Source organism: Lichenibacterium ramalinae (assembly GCF_004137085.1).
Classification (GTDB): Bacteria; Pseudomonadota; Alphaproteobacteria; order Rhizobiales; family Beijerinckiaceae; genus Lichenihabitans; species Lichenihabitans ramalinae.
This window is the reverse complement of record NZ_QYBC01000018.1, coordinates 91,312-109,668: the sequence shown is the minus strand read 5'-3', so window position 1 is coordinate 109,668 and position 18,357 is coordinate 91,312. Positions and strand designations below refer to the sequence as shown.

Below are 18,357 nucleotides of genomic sequence, written 5' to 3'. Positions count from 1 at the left end.
CCGGGGAAGGACTGGCGCCGTTCAGGCGGCGGCGGCGGCCGCCGGGCCGGGCCGCTGCGGCGTCGCCCGGATCCGCACGACGCCGCCGTCGGTGGCGACGCGGCGGAAGCCGAGGTCGCCGGCGAGCAGCAGCATGGCGCGGTTGCCCAGCATGACGTCGCCGTGGACGGCTTGGAAACCCGAGCGCCCGGCTTCGGTCAGCATCTCGCGCATCAGGCGCGTCCCGATGCCCTGCCCCTTGAGGTCGGTGCGGACCATGATGTCGTAATCCGCCTCGGCGCTCCCCACCCCGACGGCATGCACGACCCCGCCGATCTCCCCACTCTCCAGAACCGCCACGATGGCGAATTCATCGGGACCGGACAGCCGGGCCAGGTGGGCCGCGAACACGCCCGGAAAGGTCTTGGAGATGCCGAAACAGCGCAGCCGCAGGTCGTCGGCCGAGCACCGCAGGAACATGTCGCGCAGGGCCGCCTCGTCCGAACGGCGCACGGGCCGGGTGCGGTAAAGCAGCCCGGAACGGGACAGGGCGCTCCGATCGGACATGACGAGGGGGGACGCGGACGCGGGCATGGGACCAACCGTTCAGCCGCCGTCCGCGGGCCGCCTCGCCGTCCTCGGCATGGGCTCCCGCGGGCCGGAGGCGCGGATCGCTCGGCGCCCCCTCCCATAGGTCCCATATGGCCGAAACGCGGCGCGGGCGGCAGGCCCGGCGCCGCATGGCCGCCATGATGCCGCCGTCAGTGCAGGGCGGCATCCACGGCGCCGGCCGGGGCCGCCGCCTGCGAGCCGCCGAACAGCCGGCCGCGCTCCGCCACCAGCACGACGCCCAGGGCCAGGATGCCGTAGCCGGCGAAGCCGATCGACAGCGGCACGGTGGTGCCGTCGAAATGCTGGCCGACGAAGAAGCCCAGCAGCGCCCCGCCGAAGGTGGTGACGAAGCCCTGCACCGAGGAGGCCGTGCCGGCGACATGGCCCAGGGGCTCCATGGCGAGCGAGCCGAAGTTCGACGCCACGAGGCCGAAGCAGAACATCACGCCCGCCTGCAGCACGGCGAAGCTCACCAGCGTCTCGTGGCCCGACACCGACACGAGCGCGTGGATCGCCGAGACCGCGATGAAGCCGCAGAGCGCCATGTGCGACACGCGCCGCGGCCCGAGCCGTCCGACGATGCGGGCGTTGAGGAAGGACGACAGCGCCATGAAGCCGGCGATGAAGGCGAAGACCGTGGTGAACAGCTTCGGCGCCGACAGCGTGTCGGCGAACACCTGCTGGGCCGAGTTGATGAAGCCGAACAGGGCCCCCAGCACCAGCGTCATGGCCAGCATGTATCCGACGGCGATGCGGCTGGTGAGGGCGATGCGGAAGGCGCCGGCGACGCGGCCCGGCGAGAAGGGCAGCCGGTCCGACGGGTGCAGGGTTTCGGGCAGGCGCAGGGCCGTCCAGGCCATCACGGCGGCGCCGAAGACGCCGAGCCCGCCGAACACCCAGCGCCAGGGCCCGAACAGCATGATGATCTGGCCGATGGAGGGCGCCAGGATCGGAACCGCCAGGAACACGATGAAGGCCAGCGACATGACGCGCGCCATGTCGCGCCCGCTGTAGCAGTCGCGCACCACCGACACCGCCAGCACCCGCGTCGCCGCCGCGCCGACGCCCATGAGGGCGCGGGCCAGGAGCAGCATGGCGAAGGAGGTCGAGAAGGCGGCGAGCGCGCTGAACGCCACATAGGCGGCGATGCCGCCGAGCAGCACGGGCTTGCGGCCGAACCGGTCCGCCAGCGGCCCATAGACGATCTGGGCGGCGCCGAAGCCCAGGAGATAGGCGGTAACGATCCATTGCCGCTGGTTCTCGTCCTCGATGCCGAGGCTCCGCCCGATGGCGGGGAGGGCGGGCAGCATCGAGTCGATGGCCAGGGCGTTCACCGCCATCAGGGCCGCGATGAGGGCGACGAACTGCTTGAAGCCCATCGCGGGCGTCGCGGCGGGTGCTGTGGTTGCGGCCTGCGCCGTCATGGATCGGACCTTCGGTTGCGTGCCGCGGGCGCCCGGACCGGCGCGGCAGCGTCGGTGGGTCCGCGGCCGGCGGCCTCAAGCCGCCGCTTCGGGCAGGCGAAGTCGACGGACGGTGGTCCGTGTCCGATCTTCCCCCGAGAGCCCTCTCGATAAGGCAAGGGCGAGACGAATTCGTGGCAGGATGTCGCGCTCCGGACGCATCCCACCCCTGCGGCTGCGGCAGGGCCGCCCGGGATCGGCCGCCTCTGCGGGGCTTTCGCCCGCCCGCCTCCCTCGGCCGGGACCGGCCCGGGCGGATCCCGCGACCGGGCCGCAGCGCTTTCGCCTCGCGCCGCGGGCGCTTCGGCCTTAGGACGGCATGGCGGTCCGAATCGGCCGGCGACGGCGGACCCCGCGGCATTGGCGGGGCGGGTCGACGCGCGCTGGGATGCGCGCCTCTGGAGGGTGGATGGACGCGAGAACAGACGCTGCGGCCATGGCGGCGACGGCCGCCGCTGCGGCCATGGCGGCGACGGCCGCCGCGCCGGCCATGTCGGTGCCGGCCCCGGCCGCGCCCGTTCTGGCGCCGACGCTCGGCCGGCCCCGCGCCGCCGAGAAGGCGGGCTGCGCGGCGCTGCTGCTCGTCGCCCTGGCCGCCGTGCTGCTGCCGCTGCCGGCCGCCCTCGCCGTGCCGCTGGCGGCCGGGTGCGGGGCCGGCGCCCTGGCACTGGCGCGGTCGCTCGCCGGCCTGCCCAACCGCGCCGTCGCGGTCGCCGCCGACCTCGTCGTGCTCGCCCTCTTCGCCCTGGCGCGCGACCCGGCGATGCGGATCTGGCAATTGCCGACCCGCTGGGCGGACGTGCTCGCGCTGACGCCGGTCGGGTCGGCGACGGCGGCGCTGATCTATGCCGCGGCCGGCATGGCGCTGGTCGTCCAATCGGGCCGCGACCCGGCCACGCGCGAGCGCGTCGCCCTGCTGGTGCTGCCGCTGCTGTTCAACCTCGTCCTGTCGCTCGGCAACGGCGGCATGATGCACGACCTCGGCTCCGCCTGGACGCTCGGCATCGCCGTTCCCGAACCCGTCGACCTCGTGGTCGGGCGCTGGCTCGTGCTCTTCGCCTTCTGCGAGGCGGCGCTGGGCATCTTCCGCATCCTCGTCTCGGGGCGGCCGTCGCGGTCCTGGCGCTTCCACGCCCTGCTGCTCGGCGCCGCGCTGCATGCCGTGATGGCGCCCCACCTCGCCGACCTTCCCGTGATGCTGGGCGGCGCGCCCGCCCTGCAGGGCCTCGTCGCCATCGGGGCGGCAGCGCTGGCGCAGTCGGGCCTCTGGGCGGTGGTCTACATCGTCACGGGCCTCGCCATCGACGCGCTCAACGGCGTGCCGCCCACCTATGCGACCGCCTACGGCCAATGGCGCTCCGGCGCCACCAAGGGCCTGATCTACGGCGCCGTGTTCATCGCCATCGTGGTGGTGGGGGCGGCCGTGCTGTCGGTGCCCGGCCTGCCGGGGCTGGCCCGGGCCTTCCCCTTCGGCCCCGGCCTCGTCGGGGGAGCGCTGCTGTTCCCGCTCGCCCTCACCGTCATCTCCAGCGCCGACGGCACGCCGCCGTTCTTCGGCCGGCTGCGGCGCGCCTATCGCAGCCCGCGGCTGTTCCTGCGGGGCGGGCTAGTCGGGCTCGGCATCGCGCTCGCCTTCGCCACCGGCCTGCCGGAGGGGGCCGGCATCGCCCGCTTCGTGGCCGGCCTGGCGCTCGGCGCCCTCGCCTATGCGGGCGTCGACCTCGCCTGCGACGGCCTCGCCGTGGCGCGCGGCCGCCGCACCGTCATGGCCAACTGGCAGGTCTACGCGCTCGGCGCCATGCTGGGCGGCGTCGTGGCCGGCGCCATCGCCTGGTACTTCGACGCCGCGCAGGTCGAGGTGGTGGCGACCAAGTTCTGGGCCTATGCCGACCTCGGCTACGCCCGCTCGGGACGCCCCGTCCAGCCCTTCCCGATCTATCCCCTGTTCAACAAGTTCGGCACCATCGACCTCGGCCCGAGCGGCAACGGCGTCAGGCTGTTCTTCAACGAATCGCTGTCGGGGGTGATCAACTGGGGCATCGCCGCGCCCCTGTTCTCCATCAACTTCTTCGTGCTGGCGGCGGTGTTCCAGCGCTCGCTGGCGCCGTTGAAGCAGCTCGTCAGCGCCCGCGGCTTCGAGGGGCTGGTCGAGCAGGCCGTGCGGGTGCTGCGCTGGGGCCTGTGGATGGCGCCCGTCATCAACTCCTTCCTGCGCCAGTCGCCCGACCCCGCCTGGTACAACCAGGACGGCGCGGTGCGCACCGGCGCCGCCACGGTGGCGGACCTGTTCCTGCCGGCCGGCAGCTTCAAGGACTGGAGCGTCGCGGTCTTCACCGGCCTCCTGGCCTACGACTGGATGCGGGTGCTCATCTGGTTCGACCACATGGGCCTGCGCGTCGCCACCCTCGTCAACCTCACCTTCATCGGCGGCGACCGGCTCGACGAGGTGGCGGCGCGCTTCTCCGGCCATGCGGGCCGCACCCGCGTGATCCCGGAAGGCATCCGGCGCTTCGCCACCTGGGCGCCGCTGCTGATCCCCTTCTACATCCCGCACGGGCCCGATTGGGACCGCGCCTGGACGGGGGCCGAGACGATCGGCAGGACGCATCCGCCGGTCGCCGGCGCGGTGTGGAGCATCGTCGCCGTCTATGTCGTGGCGCTGTTCTGCGCCGGCCTCGCCTTCCGCGCCATCGCGCGCCGCTGGAACGGGGCCCGCGCCTCCGGTGCGCCGCTCCGCCCCGGCACGCCGGCGCGCCTGATCGGCGGCCCGAAGCTGTTCAGCCTCGCCAACGGCGCCATGACGACCGAGATCGGCGCCGACGGGCGCGGCTACACGGCCGTCACCGCCATGGCGCGGGGGAGCCACGCCATCGACGTGACCCGCCAGCCGCTCGACCCGCTCGACCTGCGCGGGCCCTTCCTGTTCATCAAGGATGCGACAGGGAACGCAGAAGGCGACGCCGCCCATAACCGACCCTGGAGCCTCGGCTTTCAGCCGATGCGCCGCGCCGGCCCGGACTATGCCGTCAGCCAGCCGGATCCCGCCACCATCGCGATGCGCAACTCGGCGGACGGCATCCTGGCCGAGGCGCGGGTGACGCTCGCCGACGGGGAGCCGCTGGAATGGACCCGGCTCGTCCTCACCAACACCGGGACCGAGCCGCGGCGCCTGGAGCTCACGAGCTACCGCGAACTCGCCGTCCACGAACTCGGCGCCTATCTGCGTGACCCGGACTTCAACGCCCTGCACGTGGAAAGCTGGTTCGTCGCGGCGCTCGGCGCCGTCCTCGCCCGCAACCGCCTGCTGCGCGACCCCGCGACCCACCGCATGTCGCACGAGACGGTGTTCCACGCCGTGCGGGCCGATGGCGACGTCCGGCTGCTGGGCTACGAGGACTCGCGCACGCGCTTCATCGGCCCCGGCGGCCTGCGCGACCCGCGCGGCCTCGCGCCGGACGGGCGGCGCGACGTGGACGACGAGGGATCGCTCTACACGTTCGACCCCGCCGCGAGCCTGACGGTGGCGGTCGACCTCCCCGCCAAGGGGCGCATCGAGGTCGTCTTCGTCACCGGGCGCGCCCGCAACGAATGGGAAGCGGCGCTGCGCATCGCCCGCGCCTTCGAGCGGCCGGCGCTCGACGCCATGGCGTTCCGCGCGCTGCTGCGCCGCAAGCGCCTCATCGCGCCCGGCCCCGCCCTGCCAGCCGAAACCTGGCCGTTCCGCTTCGAGGCCGACACCCACCTCGTGCTGACCCCGGCGACGCCGCGCCCCTGGGCCCACGTCCTCGCCAACCCGATGGGCTTCGGCACCGTGGTGTCCAACGAGGGCGAGATCCACACGTTCAAGGGCAACGAGCGGCAGAACGCCATCACGCCGTTCCGGCTCGAATCGGGCGCCACGCTGCAGCCCGGCCAGATGATCGCCGTGGTGGACCTCGACAGCGGCGAGGCCGACGCGGCGGGCTTCGTGCCCTTCCGCCGCCCCGACGCCGTCCACACCGTGGAATACCGGCTCGGCGCCGCCACCTTCACCAACCGGCGCGGCGACCTCGACCTGTCCCTCACGGTCTTCGTCTTCCCGGACGCGCCGGCCGACGTGCGCCTGCTCACGATCCGCAACCACGGCAGCGCGGCGAAGCGCTATCGCGTCGTCCCCTACCTCGAGATCGCGCTCGACCAGAGCCCGGGCGACAGCCTCGGGGTCATCGACGCCGTCCGCGACGAGGGCACGGAGGCGCTGTTTTTCAGCAACCCGCAGAACGACTTCCAGGACGGCTGGGCCTTCGCGGCGACGAGCCTCACCGCCGCCATGACCGAGACGGTGCGGACGCGCTTCCTCGGCTCGCCGGGGCGCGACCTCACCGATGCCGTGATGGTCGAGACCGGCTGGCCGGATTCGGCCCAGGAGGACGACGGCCGGCGCGTCGCGGCCTTCTCGGGCGTCGTGGAGGTGCCGGCCGGGGGCGCGGTCGACGTGTCGGTCGTGCTCGGGCAGTTCGCCACCCGGCGGGAAGCCCTCACGGCCGCCTCGCACCTGCGCGACCCCGCGGCGGCCCGCGCCGCCCTCAAGGCCACCGAGGCCTGGTGGGCCGAGCGCATCGGCGCCATCCGGGTCGAGACCGACGACCCGGCCTTCGACCGGCTGGTGAACCACTGGCTGCCCTACCAGTCGCTGGCGTCGCGCCTGTGGGGCCGGACGGGGCCGAACCAGCGCGGGGGCGCCTTCGGCTTCCGCGACCAGCTCCAGGACGTGCTGCCCTTCCTGTTCTTCGACCCCAGCCTGACGCGGCGCCAGATCGTCATCCATTCGGGCGTGCAGTTCCCGGAAGGCGACGTGTTCAAGTGGTGGCACCTCGCCGCCGACGGGCGCGTCGGCCTCGGCCAGCGCACCCGCGCCTCGGACCCGCACCTGTGGCTGCCCTACGTGCTGGTGCGCTACATCGAGGCCACAGGGGACTGGTCGGTGCTGGACGAGCGCCAGCCCTACCTCGACGGCGCCCCCGTGCCGGACGGCGCCATGGACCTGCTGCTGGCGCCCCGGCTGTCGCGCGAGACCGGCGACGTCTACGACCATTGCGTGCGCGCCATCCGCTACACGACCGACCGCATGGGCGCCCACGGCCTGCCGCTGATAGGCACGGGCGACTGGAACGACGGCATCGACGCCGCCGGCCCGGGCGGACGAGGCGAGGGTACCTGGCTCGCCTGCTTCCTCTTCGACATCGTCCGGCGCTTCGCCGCGGTCGCAGACCGCCGCGACGGCCGGGCGGCGGGCGACCGCTACCGCGCCGAGGCGGACCGGCTGGCGCGGGCCATCGACGGCGTCTGGACGGGCGACCATTACGTCTTCGATTTCGTCGACGACGGCCGGCCGCTCGACCCGCCCTCCATCATGGCGGCGGCCTGGCCGGTGCTGTCGGGCGCGGCGCCGCTCGACAAGGGCCGCCGCGCCCTGGAGCACGGGCTCGGCGCTCTGGAGAAGCCCGACCGCATCCTGCTGGTGACGCCGCCCTTCGACGAGGATTCCGACCCCTATCCGGGCCGCATCGCCGATTATCCGCCCGGCGTGCGCGAGAACGGCGGCCAGTATTCCCACGGCGCCTCCTGGGCGGTGGACGCCTGGGTGGCGATCGCCGGGCGCGCCCGCGAGGCCGGCGACGTCGACGGCGCGCGCGACGCCATGGCCCGCGCGATGCGCTGCTGGCGCGCCATCTCGCCGCTCGGCAAGACCGAGGGCGAGGCGCTCGGCGTCTACGGCCTCGCCCCCCACCAGCAGCCTGCCGACATCTACGACGGCGAAAGCTACGGGGGCCGCGGCGGCTGGTCCTGGTACACGGGCTCGGCGGCCCGCATGCTGTCGGCCGCCTATGCGATCCTGGGCCTGCGGATGGAGAACGGACACATCCACATCCCCGACGACCTGCACGCGGCGCGCGGCGACCTCCGCATCAAGCGCATCTGGGTCAAGGGCGAGCTGCGCGAGGCCTCCGACACCGTGGAGGAAGCGGTGTGAGGGTTCGGCTGCGCGACTGCGACCGTGGGTTGCTTCCGACGGGCGACGGCAGCAATATGGGTGCCGTGACCCTCAAGGACTCGCGCCCATGACCTTCCACGCCTGGCTCGCCTTCGCGCTCGCCTCCGCCCTGCTCGGGCTCGTGCCCGGGCCGGGCGTCCTCAGCATCGTGGGCTACGCCATCGGCGCCGGCCGGCGCGTGGCGCTGGCCTCCGTCGGCGGCATGATGGCCGGCAATTTCCTGGCGATGTCGCTGTCGCTGCTCGGCGTCGGCGCCCTGCTGGCGACCTCGGCCCGCGCCTTCTCGGCCGTGAAGTGGGGTGGCGCGATCTACCTCGTCGGGCTCGGCCTCGTCACGCTGGCGCGCAGCGGCCGCGCGAACGGCGGCGAGGCTGGCCCGGCCGCCCCCATCGGGGCCCGGGCGGCCTTCCTGGGCAATGTGCTGGTCGGCACGTTCCACCCCAAGACCATCGTGTTCTTCGTCGCCTTCGTGCCGCAGTTCATCGACCGGGACGCCTCCTACGGCTATCAGGCGGCGCTGCTGGTCGTGACCTTCTGCGGCGTCGTCGGCCTCACCGACACCGTCTATGCCCTGGCGGCGTCGCGCGCCGCCCGCCTGCTCTCGACGCCGCGCGCCGCGCTCTGGTCGCGGCGTGCCGGCGGGGGCGCGCTGATCGTCTCCGGGGCCGCGACCGCGGCGGCCCGGAGCTGACGCCTACGCCCGGCCACGGCGGATGTCGGCCTGTTCGAGATGGCCCGGTCCTCAGCCACCACCGGCTGGATCCCGTCACGCCGGCCGAGGTCGTCGCACCGTCGCGGGACGCACCCTGACGGCGCGTCTCACGGTGCGACGGTGAACGACGGCGCCGCCTTCAGCTGGTCGAAGGTGAGGTCGATCCGAGCATGGTCGGGCCGGGCCGTGGTGCGGGCGACCGACGCCGCGCCCTGCCCGGTCGGGACGGGCGTCGCCGCCTGCCCCGTCACGGCGCCGCCCGGCACGCCGGCGGTCGTCCCGACGGGGCCGCCCTTCGCGGCGGGCGCCTCGCCCTGCGCAGCCGGGCTCTCGACCGGGATGGCGGAATCGGCCGTCAGGCCGGGCTCGGTGGGCATGCCGGAGGCGGCGTTGGGCGCCCCGGAGGCGGAGGCCCGCAGGTTTGGACGCGGCGCGTCGGTGAAGTGCAGCGCCGCGTAGGGCAGCGCCACGTCCTTGCGGCCGAGCCCCAGGACGCCGCCGATGCCGATCACGACCGCGGCGACACGCCCGTCGTGGTCGACCAGCACGTCGGTCACGTCGCCGACCTTCTTGTCGTCCGGGCCGAAGACGTCGACGCCGACGAGGCGCGAGGCCCGCCACAGGTCGGACCTTCCCCCGGCGATGAAGCCCGTGTCGTCGGCCAGGGCGGGACCGGCCGCTAAGGCCGACAGGACGACCACCAGGGCCGCCGACAGGGTTGCGCGCATGCGATGCTCCTTCAAGGTTCAGCTCCGCCGCCGGGCCGCGAACGCGACGCCCGCCACCACGACGAGGCCGCCGGCCAGCACGGCGGCGCTGAGCGTGCCGGCGGGCGGCAGGCCCTTGCGGGCGAGCGCGCCGCCGCTGGCCTCGCGCCCCACCGCGACCGGGGTCCGCAGCGCCCCCTCGCTGCGCGGCGCCGGGCCGGCGCGGCGGACGAGGCGACGGAACACGGCCCCCACGGCGAGTTCGGTCAGCCGCGGCGCGACCGCATAGGCCATCTGCCCGGCGCGGGCCGGCCAGCCCACCGCCACCTCGCCGCGCGGGTGCCGGGCGAGGCGCAGGATGGCGGCGGCGACGTCCTCGGGCGTGTAGAGCAGCGGACCGGGGTCGATGCGCTTGCCCGACACGTTGGCGACGTGCAGGAGGCCCGGCGTGTCCACCATGGCGGGGAACACGCCGCAGACGTGGATGTCCTCGTGGGCCTCGAACTGCTGGCGCAGGCTGGCGTTGAAGCCGCGCAGGCCGAACTTGCTCGCCGTGTAGGCGGGCGCGAAGGGCACCGGCGACCAGCCGCCCATCGACACGGTGGAGATCAGCACGCCGCGGCCGCGCCGGCGGAACACCGGCAGCGCCGCGGCCGCGCCGTTCATGGCTCCGATCAGGTTGACCTCGATCGTCCGCCGGTGGAGCGCGACATCGGCCGCCTCGTAGGGGCCGAAGACGCCGGTCCCGGCCACGTTGACCCAGGTGTCGACCGTGCCGAACCGCGCGACGGCCGCGTCGGCCAGCGCCGCGACGGCACCCGCGTCGGTGACGTCGGTCGGCACCGCCAGGGCCCGGGCGCCGGCGGCCTCGCAGCCCCGCACGACCTCGTCGAGGAGGTCGCCGCGCCGGGCCGCCACGACGACGTCGGCGCCGGCCTGCGCGAAGGCCAGCGCCGCCGCCCGGCCGATGCCGCTCGACGCCCCCACCACCACCACGGTCGTGCCCGCGATCGGTCTCGCCATGCCCTGTCTCCGCCCATCGGCCGCCCGCGTGCGACACCTCTCAACGCAGGCGTCGGAGCCGCGATCCCGCCCCGGCGACGGGCGGGACGCCATGGCGCACCCTCGGCGGCACGCCCGGCCCAGCACGGTGGATCCCGCGGGCCGGATGTGCATTGCTGCCGGGAGGCGGAGACGGGAGGGGCGCGTGGACTCGGCGGAATCGGGAAGCGGAGGCGAGGGGGTCGCGCGGCCGCTCGACCTCGACGCCGCGCGCGTCGCGGGTGCCGATGGCGGACCCTACGCCATCGTCGACATCGGCTCGAATTCGGTGCGGCTCGTCGTCTACGAGCGGATGGGCCGGGCGCCCCTGCCCCGCTTCAACGAGAAGAGCCTGTGCCGGCTCGGCGAGGGCCTCGCCCAGACCGGCGTTATCCACCCGGACAACTTCCGCCGCACCGTCGAGGCCGTGCGGCGCTTCCGCGCCATCGCCGACGCCATGGGGGTCCGGCGCATCGACGCCACCGCCACCGAAGCCATGCGGCGGGCCAGCAACGGGGACGCGCTGCGCCACGCCATCACGGCCGAGACCGGGCTCGAGATCCGCATCCTTAGCGGCGCCGAGGAGGCGCGCCACGCGGCGCTCGGCGTCATCTCGGGCTTCTTCCGCCCCGTGGGTCTCGTCGGCGACATGGGCGGGGGCAGCCTCGAAGTGGCGGAAGCGCTCGACGACACGGTGGGCGAGCGCTGGGTCAGCCTGCCGCTCGGCGCCCTGCCGGTGGAGGCCCTGCTGGGGAAGGGGCCGGAGGCGGCCAAACGCGCCGTCGACGCGCTGCTGGCCGAGGGCCTGCCGCCGGCCCTGACCCGGCCGGTGTTCTACCCGGTGGGCGGCGGCTGGCGGGCGCTGGCGAAGGCCCACATGGCGGCGACCGCCGCCCCCGTGCCGGTGGTGCACGGCTACACGGTCGACACGGCCGCCATCCGGAGCTTCGCCCGGTCGCTGTGGCGCCCGGCGCCGAACGGCAAGCCGTCGCCCGCCCTCGCCGGCGTGCCGGCCCGCCGCGCCCGCACCCTGCCGGCCGCCGCCCTGGTGCTGGACCGCACGCTGAAGCGGCTCGCGCCCGAGCGGGTGGTGTTCTCAGCGCTGGGCCTGCGCGAGGGCTGGCTCTACGCGCAGCTCCCCGAAGCCGAGCGCTACCGCGACCCGCTGATCGAGGGCGCGGCGCTGATCGGCCTGCCGGCCGCGCGCGTGCCGCGCTTCGCCGCCAGCCTGGTGCCCTGGACGGCCGGGCTGTTCCCGGGCGAATCCCGGGCCGAGACGCGGCTCCGGGTCGCCGCCTGCGCGCTGTCCGACATGGGCTGGCGCGACCACCCCGACCTCCGGGCCGGCGAGATGTTCCGGCGGCTGCTGCAGTTCCCCTTCATCGGCATCGAGCATCCCGAGCGGGCCTTCGTGGCGGCCGCCATCCACGCCCGCTACAACGGCAAGCCCGACGACCCTGCCCTGTCGCCCGCCGTCGAGCTCCTGTCCCGCGCCGTCAGGCGGCGCGCCATGATCCTCGGGCGGGCGCTGACGCTGGCCTATCGCTTCTCGGCCGGCGTGCCGGACGTGCTGGAGGGCTCGCGGCTGCGGGTCGGCACCGACCGGCTGACCCTGGAGGTCGGCCGGGCCGCCCGCGTGCCCGACAGCGAGGTCGTGGCTGACCGGCTCGCCGCCCTGGCGGTCGCGGTCGGCGTCAAGCGCAGCGAGGTCGTGGAGGTGTGACGGCGGCCCCCGGATGCGGGGGGCGGGTCGCGGCTGCACCGCATCCCCGGCTTTGCGCTTCGGCGCCCGCGGTGCCAAGGTCGGGTGCGGCGCCGAGCCAGGAGACACCGTGCAGACCGAAGAACTCCGCCCGTCCGAGACCATGGCGTCGCCCGAGGCCGCCGTGGACCGCCTCGGCGAACTCCACGCCGGCGCCACCGAGGCGCTGCGGACGGCGCTCGGGCGCTTCCTCGACGAGGGGGTCGCGCCCGACATGGGCACGCGCATGCAGTTCCGTTATCCCGAACTGCGCATCACCTACGCGCCGGACGGCCCCGTGCCGCGCATCAAGCGCGCCACCGCCAAGCTGCAGGGGCCCGGCACCTACACCACCACCATCACCCAGCCCGACTACTTCCGGCCCTACCTCCTCGAGCAGCTCCGCCCGCTGGTGCGCGACTACGGCGTCGCCATCGAGGTCGGGTCGAGCGCCCAGGAGATCCCCTACCCCTACGTGGTCGAACCCGGCGCCGACCTCGCGCGCTCGGGCGCCACGCCGGCGGACCTCGCCCGCCACTTCCCCGTGCCGCTGCTGTCGGCCGTCGGCGACGAGATCGCCGACGGGCTCTGGGCGCCGGAGGAGCAGGACGGCGCCCGGCCGCTGGCGCTGTTCGATGCCGTTCGGATCGACTTCTCGCTGCGCCGCCTCGTGCATTACACGGGCTCGGACTGGCGCAACATCCAGCCCTGGATCCTGCTGACCAACTACCACCGCTACGTCGACCAGTTCGTGCGCGTCGGGCTCGAAGCCCTGGCCCGGGGCGACGGCGGCTACGAGCGCCTGGTGATGCCGGGCGGTGTCATCGTCGAGCGGGGCGACGCGGCCGGGGCCGACCCCGCCGCCGTCATCGCCGCCTCGCCCTGGCACCGCTCGCAGATGCCCGCCTACCACCTCGTCGGGCGCGACGCCGCCGGGGCACCGGCCGGGACGACGCTGGTCAACATCGGCGTCGGCCCCTCCAACGCCAAGAACATCACCGACCACCTCGCGGTGCTGCGCCCCCATTGCTGGCTGATGGTGGGCCATTGCGGCGGGCTGCGGCAGTCCCAGACCATCGGCGACTACGTGCTGGCCCACGGCTACATGCGGCGCGACCGGATCCTCGACGAGCTCGTGCCGCCGGACGTGCCGGTGCCGGCCCTGGCCGAGGTGCAGCTCGCCCTCCAGGCCGCCGCCGCCGCCGTGACGGGCGAGGCACCGGACGCGCTGAAGAGCCGCCTGCGCACCGGCACGGTCGTGACCTACGACGACCGCAATTGGGAGCTGCGCTTTTCGCAGGAGCGGCGGCGCATCAACCTGTCGCGCTCCATCGCGGTCGACATGGAGAGCGGCACCGTGGCGGCCCAGGGCTACCGGCTGCGCGTGCCCTACGGCACGCTGCTCTGCGTGTCGGACAAGCCGTTGCACGGCGAGATCAAGCTGCCGGGCGCCGCCAACGCCTTCTACGAGCGCGCCGTCGGCGAGCACCTGCTCATCGGCCTGTCCACCCTCGACCACCTGCGCGGCGACCGTGCGGGCCTGCATTCCCGCAAGCTCCGCGCCTTCGACGAGCCGCCGTTCCGCTGAGGCCGCGGGGTCGCCGAGGTCCGGCGACGGCGCGCCTCGGCCCGTCAGCCATCCAGCGCCAGCACGGCGAAGCTCGCCAGCCAATGCTCGCCCATGTAGTCGCCCGCGACCTCGCCGAGCGCCGCCGCGAGATGGGTGTCGGCGGCCTCCTCCATGACGGCCCGACGCGGGTCGCCCTCGGGCAGGCCGGAGGCGAGGCCGCGCCAGCACCAGGCGCGGCTGACGTTCAGCCCGTCGAGGTGGGCGATCTTGCCGTCCGACCGGTCGCTGACGGCGGCGGGGCGGAACAGAGTCTCGGGCCGGCGCGCGGTGATCCCCGGCAGGAATGCGTCGAACCAGGGCCGCCACTGCCCCTCGGGGAGCAGGCGCCGCATGCACTCGGCCTCCATCAGCGCCGGCGACAGGAAGGCGTCGCCGTCCGGCTCCCAGGCCTGGCAGTCGCGGTCGTTGCCGTACCAGTCGACGGCCTTCTGCCACAGCAGCCCCAGGAATTCGTCGTCCCCGGTCGCCACCGCATAGTCGCGCGCCAGCGCCAGGGCGAAGGCGAAGCTGGAATGGGTGCCGGTGCGGATCGGGTAGGTGGCCTTGGGCAGGAAGGCCAGGAACCGGTCGGCGAAGGCTTCGGCCAGCGGCGCCACGGCCACGCCCCAGCCGCCGTCCCGCGCGTCGTCGAGCCGCCGCAGTTCCGCCGCGAGCTTGAGCAGCCAGGCCCAGCCGTAGGGTCGCTCGAAGCCGCGGGAGGTGGGCCGGTCGAGATAGGCCAGTTCGGCGGCGAGCTTGGGCGCCGTGAACTGCCGGTCGAACAGGGCCCGGATCTCACCGGCCGGCGCCATGCCGGGGAAGCGGGCGAGCAGGCGCGCCAGCATCCAATAGCCGTGGACGCAGCTGTGCCAGTCGAAGGACCCGTAGAAGACCGGGTGCAGCTCGGAGGGTGTCCGGGCGTCGCCCGGCCCGTCGAGCACGTGGTCAAGCTTGTTGGGGAACTCGCGCTCCACGTGCCCGAGGGCGATCCGGGCGAAGTCCGCCGCCCGGGTTTCCGTGAGGACCTGTCGCATCGCGCTCACGCTCCCCTGAACACCAGCCAATACATCAGCAGCGTGTTGCAGCCGAGCAGGATCAGCCCGGTGGGGATCTGCACCTTGATGACGCCGTTCCGGTCCGGCAGTTCCAGGAGGGCCGCCGGCACGATGTTGAAATTGGCCGCCATGGGGGTCATCAGCGTGCCGCAGAAGCCCGACAGCATGCCGATGGCCGACATCACGATCGGGTCGCCATGCATGACGTTGACGATGAGCGGCAGGCCGATGCCGGCCGTCATCACCGGGAAGGCCGCGAAGGCGTTGCCCATCACCACCGTGAACAGCGCCATGCCGACCGTATAGGCGGCGACCAGCACGAAGCGGTTGTCGAGCGGGATGGCATGGGTGACGACCTCCGCCACCGCCTTGCCGACGCCGGCCACGAGGAAGAGCGCCCCGAGCGCGGCGAGCAGCTGCGGCAGCACCGCGGCCCAGCCCACGGCGTCGATGAGCCGTCGCCCCTCCGTCAGCGGCGCGGCGAGGCGCGGGCGCAGCAGCGCATAGGCGACGGCGAGCGCCGCGATGACGCCGAGGCCCAGCGACACCAGTGTCACCTGCTTGGGGTCGATGAGGGGACGGCCGCCGAGCGTCGCGTCCTTCAGGAACAGCGTGCCGAGCAGCGCCACCGCCGGGATGACCAGGGCCGGCACGAAGAGCCGGTCGCCGAAGCGCAGCGCCCCCGCCCGCCGCTCCTCGGGCGTGCCGGCCGTGGCCCTGGCGCCGCCGATCCGCCCGAGGCCCGCCAGCACCACCATGAGGAGCACCAGCAGCCCGCTCACGGCATCGGGCAGGGCCGAGCCGAACAGGAAGGTCGCCGCATAGGCGCCCCAGAAGGCCGTGTTGGCCCAGCGCCGCGGCGCCGCGGCGTCGAGCGCATGCTGGAGCGCGAAGGCGCCGAACATCAGCCCGGCGAGGATATAGACGGCGTCGAGCCCGATCATGCCGACATCCCGGGCGCCGTGCCGCGGGCGCGGGCGAGGCGCCGGTCGAGCAGGTAGAGCCGCGTGCCGTGGACGGCGAAGGCCAGGACCGCGGTGGGGATGGCCCAGACGGCGAGGTCGAGGGGCTGCACCTGGATGCCGTTGTCCCCCAGGAAGGCCTTGATGAGCAGGATGGAGCCGATGGCGATGAACACGTCCTCGCCGAAGAACACCCCGATGTTGTCGACCGCCGCCGCATGGGCGCGGATGAGGGCGCGGGTGTCGTCCGTCAGCGGGCCGTGGCGCTCCTCGGCGCCCTCGGCCATGGGGGCGATGAGGGGCCGCACCATCTGGGCGTGGCCGCCGAGCGAGGTGAGGCCCAGCGCCGCCGAAAGCTGGCGGATCACGAGGTAGATGAGCAGAACGCGGCCCGTGGTGGCGGCGTGGACGCGCGCGATCAGGATCTGGGCCCGTTCACGCAGGCCGCAGCGCTCGAGCAGGCCGATCACCGGCACGACGAGCCACACGATGCCGATGTAGCGGTTCTGCACGAAGGCCTTGCCGAAGGCCGACAGGATCGCGAGCGGGTCGAGCCCCGCGAGCAGCCCCGTCGCCGTGCCGGCGATGGCGACGACGAGCAGCGGGTTCAAGCCGATCACGAAACCGATCACCAGGATCGGGATACCGAAGAGTACGAGCAAGACGGGGAGCTCCGGGGGACGCCGCCGATGCGGCCGACGCCCCGAAGCTCGCAAATTGCATGCCGTTAAGCAAAGTCCTTCACCGCCTTCGGGCGCTCCGGCGGGCGGCCAGGAAGGTGCCGGCGTCGGAGGTCGGCGGCAGCGCCAGCGAGTCGCGCAGGTCGTGGCGCGTCAGGCCAATGTCGCGCAGGTCGTGGTCGCTCATGGCGCCGAGCGTCTCGATCACGCGGCGGTTCTCGGCCGCCCGGAACGGCCACATCACGACGGCATCGATCCCCGCCAACAGCGCGGAGGCTGCACGGGACAGGCCGGCCAGGGCACGCTCGGCGGTGGTGGCGCGGGGCTTGTGGATCATCAGCAGCATGGCGGGACCCTCGATGCGGGCGACCGCGGCGGTCGCCCTTGACGGGAGACTGGGCCGGGAGCACTCATAGGTCCAACGAATGCTTTTCATGCGTTCGATCGCGTTTTGGGATCGATCATGCTCGACACCGATCAGCTCCGCTCCTTCCTGGCCATCGTCGACACCGGCAGCTTCACGCGCGCGGCCGACCGGGTGAACAAGACGCAGAGCGCCGTCTCGATGCACGTGCGGCGCTTGGAGGAGCGGCTCGACCGGCCGCTCTTCGTCAAGCACGGCCGCGGCACCCGCCTGTCCGCCGACGGCGAGCGCCTCGTCGAACATGCCCGGCGCATGCTGCAGGTGGAGGCCGCCGCCCTCGCCGACCTGACCGCCACGGGGCTGAGCGGGCGTGTCGTCCTCGGCATCCCGGACGACTATGCCGAACTCTTCCTGCCCGACATCGTGGGGCGGTTCACCAGCCGCCACCCGCAGGTCGAGATGTCGGTCCTGTGCCACCCCAGCACCGAGGTCGCCGAGCGGGTGCGCAACGGCGAGATCGACGTCGGCATCGTGACGGATTGCGACGAGATCCACGGCGTCGAGATCCTGCGCGAGGAGCCGCTGTGCTGGGTGGCGGGGCTTCGGGCCGGCGCCGTCGAGGAGCAGCGGCCGCTGCCGCTGGCGCTGTCGACGCCGAGCTGCGCCTGGCGGCAGGTGGCGGTGGAAGCGCTGGGCCAGGCCGGCATCGCGTCGCGCATGTTCCTGATGTCGACCAATTACGCCGCCATCGCGCCCGTCGTGCGCAGCGGACAGGCCGTGACGGTGCTGCCCGCTGTCGTGGTGGATTCCGCCACGCAGCGGCTGCTGGGGCCGGAATCGGGCCTGCCGAACCTTCCAGCCGTCCGGCTCGGCCTGCTCCGCGCGCCCGCCGGCCGCTCCGACAATGCCGCCGCCCTCTGCGACATCGTCAGGGCCAGCCTGCTGCCGAGCGGCGCGGGGCTACGCGAGGCGGCGTGAGGGCGGCTTGCATGGACCTGTGCAGGCGACGCTTGCAGGGACATCATCGACCGACGATAGTGGCTGCATGGGTTGGGAGATCGAATACACCGACGAGTTCGGTAACTGGTGGGCTTCGCTCGCCGAAGGCGAGCAGACCGGCGTCGACGCCCACGTCCGGAAGCTGGAACAACGCGGGCCCAATCTGCCCTTTCCGTATTCAAGTGGCGTCGCGGGCTCTCGCCATCCGCGCCTCCGCGAACTCCGCGTCCAAGTCGCCGGGAAGCCGTTGCGTGTGTTCTATGCTTTCGATCCCCGTCGGACGGCCATCCTGCTGATCGGTGGTGACAAGACGGGCGACGGGCGTTTCTACGAGCGTATGATCCCGGTCGCCGACACGCTCTACGATACCCATTTGCTCGAGATCCAGAAGGAGAGACG

Annotated in this window: 12 protein-coding genes and 2 pseudogenes; 6 read left to right on the top strand and 8 right to left on the bottom strand. The window is 73.7% G+C overall.

Annotated features, from left to right (window positions below; all coding sequences use genetic code 11):
• Window positions 1–21: 21 nt before the first annotated feature.
• Both D3272_RS20080 and D3272_RS20075 read right to left on the bottom strand, forming a co-directional pair.
• The gene (locus D3272_RS20080; RefSeq protein WP_129220994.1) at window positions 22–573 is read right to left on the bottom strand and encodes a GNAT family N-acetyltransferase; all 552 of its coding nucleotides are present in this window, start codon (window positions 571–573) and stop codon (window positions 22–24) included.
• 167 nt (window positions 574–740) lie between these two features.
• A pseudogene (locus D3272_RS20075) lies at window positions 741–2,021 on the bottom strand (multidrug effflux MFS transporter); the annotation flags it as partial.
• Between the two features lie 442 nt (window positions 2,022–2,463).
• On the opposite strand from D3272_RS20075, the gene D3272_RS20070 reads away from it, so the two are divergent.
• Window positions 2,464–8,067 (top strand): GH36-type glycosyl hydrolase domain-containing protein, encoded by a 5,604-nt coding sequence (locus D3272_RS20070; RefSeq protein WP_129220992.1) that lies wholly within the window; start codon window positions 2,464–2,466, stop codon window positions 8,065–8,067.
• An 88-nt stretch (window positions 8,068–8,155) separates the two neighbouring features.
• The gene (locus D3272_RS20065; RefSeq protein ID WP_129220991.1) at window positions 8,156–8,779 is read left to right on the top strand and encodes a LysE family translocator; all 624 of its coding nucleotides are present in this window, start codon (window positions 8,156–8,158) and stop codon (window positions 8,777–8,779) included.
• A gap of 128 nt (window positions 8,780–8,907) precedes the next feature.
• Here D3272_RS20065 and D3272_RS20060 read toward each other — a convergent pair whose 3' ends face one another.
• Window positions 8,908–9,528: a PRC-barrel domain-containing protein gene (locus D3272_RS20060; protein ID WP_129220990.1), complete on the bottom strand. Its 621-nt coding sequence runs from the start codon at window positions 9,526–9,528 to the stop codon at window positions 8,908–8,910.
• Between the two features lie 18 nt (window positions 9,529–9,546).
• Entirely contained in the window at window positions 9,547–10,530 is a 984-nt protein-coding gene (locus tag D3272_RS20055; protein ID WP_129220989.1) for an SDR family NAD(P)-dependent oxidoreductase, read from the bottom strand.
• 184 nt (window positions 10,531–10,714) lie between these two features.
• On the opposite strand from D3272_RS20055, the gene D3272_RS20050 reads away from it, so the two are divergent.
• Together D3272_RS20050 and D3272_RS20045 are read left to right on the top strand one after the other, a co-directional pair.
• A complete protein-coding gene (locus D3272_RS20050; protein WP_165361434.1) occupies window positions 10,715–12,271 on the top strand; it encodes a Ppx/GppA phosphatase family protein in 1,557 nt (518 codons plus the stop codon).
• A gap of 109 nt (window positions 12,272–12,380) precedes the next feature.
• The gene (locus tag D3272_RS20045; protein ID WP_129220987.1) at window positions 12,381–13,877 is read left to right on the top strand and encodes an AMP nucleosidase; all 1,497 of its coding nucleotides are present in this window, start codon (window positions 12,381–12,383) and stop codon (window positions 13,875–13,877) included.
• 44 nt (window positions 13,878–13,921) lie between these two features.
• Here D3272_RS20045 and D3272_RS20040 read toward each other — a convergent pair whose 3' ends face one another.
• The 4 genes from D3272_RS20040 to D3272_RS20025 all read right to left on the bottom strand — a co-directional run bounded on the left by D3272_RS20040 (window position 13,922) and on the right by D3272_RS20025 (window position 16,941).
• Window positions 13,922–14,932, bottom strand: a complete 1,011-nt coding sequence (locus D3272_RS20040) for a DUF2891 domain-containing protein (RefSeq protein WP_129220986.1) — start codon at window positions 14,930–14,932, stop codon at window positions 13,922–13,924.
• A 5-nt stretch (window positions 14,933–14,937) separates the two neighbouring features.
• Window positions 14,938–15,897 carry a DUF979 domain-containing protein gene (locus D3272_RS20035; protein ID WP_129220985.1) on the bottom strand — a complete coding sequence of 320 codons (960 nt, stop codon included), beginning with the start codon at window positions 15,895–15,897 and terminating at the stop codon, window positions 14,938–14,940.
• Window positions 15,894–16,577, bottom strand: coding sequence for a DUF969 domain-containing protein (locus D3272_RS20030; RefSeq protein WP_129220984.1), 684 nt, complete (start codon window positions 16,575–16,577; stop codon window positions 15,894–15,896). The genes D3272_RS20035 and D3272_RS20030 overlap by 4 nt, the downstream gene beginning before the upstream one ends.
• Before the next feature lie 79 nt (window positions 16,578–16,656).
• A complete protein-coding gene (locus D3272_RS20025) occupies window positions 16,657–16,941 on the bottom strand; it encodes a DUF1127 domain-containing protein (protein WP_165361433.1) in 285 nt (94 codons plus the stop codon).
• Window positions 16,942–17,058: 117 nt separating this feature from the next.
• Between D3272_RS20025 and D3272_RS20020 the strand changes: the two genes are divergently transcribed.
• Both D3272_RS20020 and D3272_RS28030 read left to right on the top strand, forming a co-directional pair.
• Window positions 17,059–17,937 (top strand): LysR substrate-binding domain-containing protein, encoded by an 879-nt coding sequence (locus D3272_RS20020; protein WP_129220982.1) that lies wholly within the window; start codon window positions 17,059–17,061, stop codon window positions 17,935–17,937.
• Window positions 17,864–18,310 (top strand): annotated as a pseudogene (locus D3272_RS28030) (type II toxin-antitoxin system RelE/ParE family toxin); the annotation flags it as partial. The gene D3272_RS20020 and the pseudogene D3272_RS28030, both read left to right, overlap by 74 nt.
• Between the last annotated feature and the right edge of the window lie 47 nt (window positions 18,311–18,357).

Excerpts from the sequence above, each read along its gene's own strand:
- D3272_RS20080 (WP_129220994.1), bottom strand. The coding sequence starts at position 573 with ATGCCCGCGTCCGCGTCCCCCCTCGTCATGTCCGATCGGAGCGCCCTG.
- D3272_RS20070 (WP_129220992.1), top strand. The coding sequence starts at position 2,464 with ATGGACGCGAGAACAGACGCTGCGGCCATGGCGGCGACGGCCGCCGCT.
- D3272_RS20065 (WP_129220991.1), top strand. The coding sequence starts at position 8,156 with ATGACCTTCCACGCCTGGCTCGCCTTCGCGCTCGCCTCCGCCCTGCTC.
- D3272_RS20060 (WP_129220990.1), bottom strand. The coding sequence starts at position 9,528 with ATGCGCGCAACCCTGTCGGCGGCCCTGGTGGTCGTCCTGTCGGCCTTA.
- D3272_RS20055 (WP_129220989.1), bottom strand. The coding sequence starts at position 10,530 with ATGGCGAGACCGATCGCGGGCACGACCGTGGTGGTGGTGGGGGCGTCG.
- D3272_RS20040 (WP_129220986.1), bottom strand. The coding sequence starts at position 14,932 with ATGCGACAGGTCCTCACGGAAACCCGGGCGGCGGACTTCGCCCGGATC.
- D3272_RS20035 (WP_129220985.1), bottom strand. The coding sequence starts at position 15,897 with ATGATCGGGCTCGACGCCGTCTATATCCTCGCCGGGCTGATGTTCGGC.
- D3272_RS20025 (WP_165361433.1), bottom strand. The coding sequence starts at position 16,941 with ATGCTGCTGATGATCCACAAGCCCCGCGCCACCACCGCCGAGCGTGCC.
- D3272_RS20020 (WP_129220982.1), top strand. The coding sequence starts at position 17,059 with ATGCTCGACACCGATCAGCTCCGCTCCTTCCTGGCCATCGTCGACACC.